This is a genomic window from Bacillus cereus group sp. BceL291 (genome assembly GCF_051776705.1).
GTDB lineage: Bacteria > Bacillota > Bacilli > Bacillales > Bacillaceae_G > Bacillus_A > Bacillus_A cereus.
In genome coordinates, this window is sequence record NZ_JBPWAP010000195.1 from 1 (window position 1) to 2204 (window position 2204).

Genomic DNA, 2204 nt, shown 5'->3' on the forward strand with positions numbered 1-2204 from the left:
AAGTTGGTCAATTGAATTAGATGGAGCGCCGTATGAGGTGAAAGTCTCACGTACGGTGTGAAGTGGGGGAAAAGGTGGAGATGATGTCAAAACCTTACCTATCACTATTGGAAATCCATGCACTCACCATATTATACAAGTACTCCGTCATTTTTACATGGAATGAAACTATTGCCTGAAACAGTCGGATTTATTGAAGAAGATACGCCACAAACTATTGCTAAAATGAAAGAACGTGCTCTATCTGTTTCTAAATTATCCGATGGGATTATTGGGGCATTTTATCATCCTTACTTAGGTGTGAAACCATTAAAAGAAGTGTTAAAAGATCTAGAAAGTATTCCAAATATAGAGTGGATTGATTTACAAAAGGAAAAGAATGAAGTAAAAATGAAAGATATTCATATTACGACGAATAAAGACGGCATTCACGTTGAAAAACCAACCAGTGCGAATGACATAATTGATTATATAAAGCAATATGGCTTCTTCCTTATACTGGGGTTCGTTATCATTGTCTTTCTTTTATTATTAAAACGTGCGAAGAAATTAGAATCCTAATACAAAACCACCGAGCGGAACGCTTGGTGGTTTTTTGTCATATATCAAACCGTGGCATTTTATTAAATACATTCAATTTTCACTTTTTCCGTTACATGATTAAAACTATAATTCTCCTATCCTTTCAAATAAAATCGACTTGTATTTTCATATATTGTTTTTGCGACCTTATCAATGGATATGTTTTGTATAGAACTAATTTCCTTTAATACATCTCGAATCATTCTCGGGTGCGTCATAACATCGTCTTGAAATTCCCACGGTCCATCTGTTTCTACCATCATATATTCAAGCGGATAATACGAAACAATTTTTCTAATCTTCTCCTTATGTAAAACATCCGGTGTAATCGAAATATAATAACCATTCTTCATCATCCGTTTCATTGTTTCATCACTTCCTTTAAACCAATGGAAATGTGCACGTGAAACTTTATATTTCTCTAGCAAATCACATACAGTGTCAGCATCTTCATAAACTGCGTGTAATATAATCGGCAAATTATACTTACTAGCTAGTTCTATAAATTTTTTCAATACAGCTATGTATGGATCTACAGCAATGCTTTCATCTTCTTTCCTCAAATAATAGGGCAAACCTACTTCACCAATCGCAACAATTTCCTCTGCGTTCTGTTCAATAAGTTTATAAATCTGTTCACACTCTTCTTTATGAATCTGTTGCTCTGGATGAAACCCTATCGCTGGATATATAAAGGGATACTTCTTCGCTAAAGATAACGTTTCCTTACAAGATTGATAATTCATAGATACAGCAATAAGCCCCTTTATTTCATTACTATTTTCCACCTCTTTCAGTAATCTGTTCTTCTCTTCATCCTTATATTGATCAACATGTATATGACTATCAATCCATTTCATCTTTATGCCCCCATAAAAAAAACAAGAAAGGACTTCCTTTCTTGTTTTAGCATCTATATTATTTAACAATTAAGTTTGTTATGATATCAAATAATCCAATACACACTACGGCAACAGTAAAGTAGCTACAGAAATCTTTAATTGGTAACTTCACTACTTCTTCTTTACGCATCCCATTTTTCTCCCTTCTTACTAGATCCCTAATTATTTTTCTATCTGTATCTATTATGCAAAAAATATGACAAATTTACTATCGAATTAACTTACGTAAACCTTACAATGTTGTAAGGTTTAAAAAAGGATCCTCATCTTTATTCAGATGAGGATTATTAAAAATTAGTTGGTTTTTCATTCTTCATTACAAACAGAAAGTAATACATTAAGACTTTCTAGTTACACTATATGAAAATTACTATCTTTTAACTATCGAATTACATTACAGAAGACTTACATGTTTGTAAGTTATGTGTAATGTAATTCGATAGTTTCCCTTACTTATATTTCGTACAATAAAGTTAGAAAGTAAGCCAAATAAGAAGAACAATCACATAACCAAATTGCATTGCTAGTAGCTACTCTTCTTATACCTTTCACCCATGCTACTACAATGTACCCCCTTCCCCTTTATATAATAAAAAAGCCTTAGTCTATATTGAAGTGCACCCCAATTGTTAGACACAGTCTAACAATTGGAGGTGCATTTTTTATGGCTAAATTTTCTTCAAAAGAAAAAATCCAAGCGGTGAAACGATATTTAGATGG

General features: G+C 32.5%; 1 protein-coding gene and 1 pseudogene. One reads left to right on the forward strand and one right to left on the reverse strand.

All coding sequences use genetic code 11. The annotated features are described in order from the left end of the window. Positions 1-108 precede the first annotated feature (108 nt). A pseudogene (locus ACS2CR_RS33975) lies at positions 109-561 on the forward strand (DUF2334 domain-containing protein); the annotation flags it as partial. A gap of 116 nt (positions 562-677) precedes the next feature. On the opposite strand, the gene ACS2CR_RS33980 reads toward ACS2CR_RS33975, so the two are convergent. Next, positions 678-1442: a TatD family hydrolase gene (locus ACS2CR_RS33980; RefSeq protein WP_000871063.1), complete on the reverse strand. Its 765-nt coding sequence runs from the start codon at positions 1440-1442 to the stop codon at positions 678-680. Between the last annotated feature and the right edge of the window lie 762 nt (positions 1443-2204).

Coding starts and splice junctions, on each gene's coding strand:
- ACS2CR_RS33980 (WP_000871063.1), bottom strand. CDS start 1,442: ATGAAATGGATTGATAGTCATATACATGTTGATCAATATAAGGATGAA.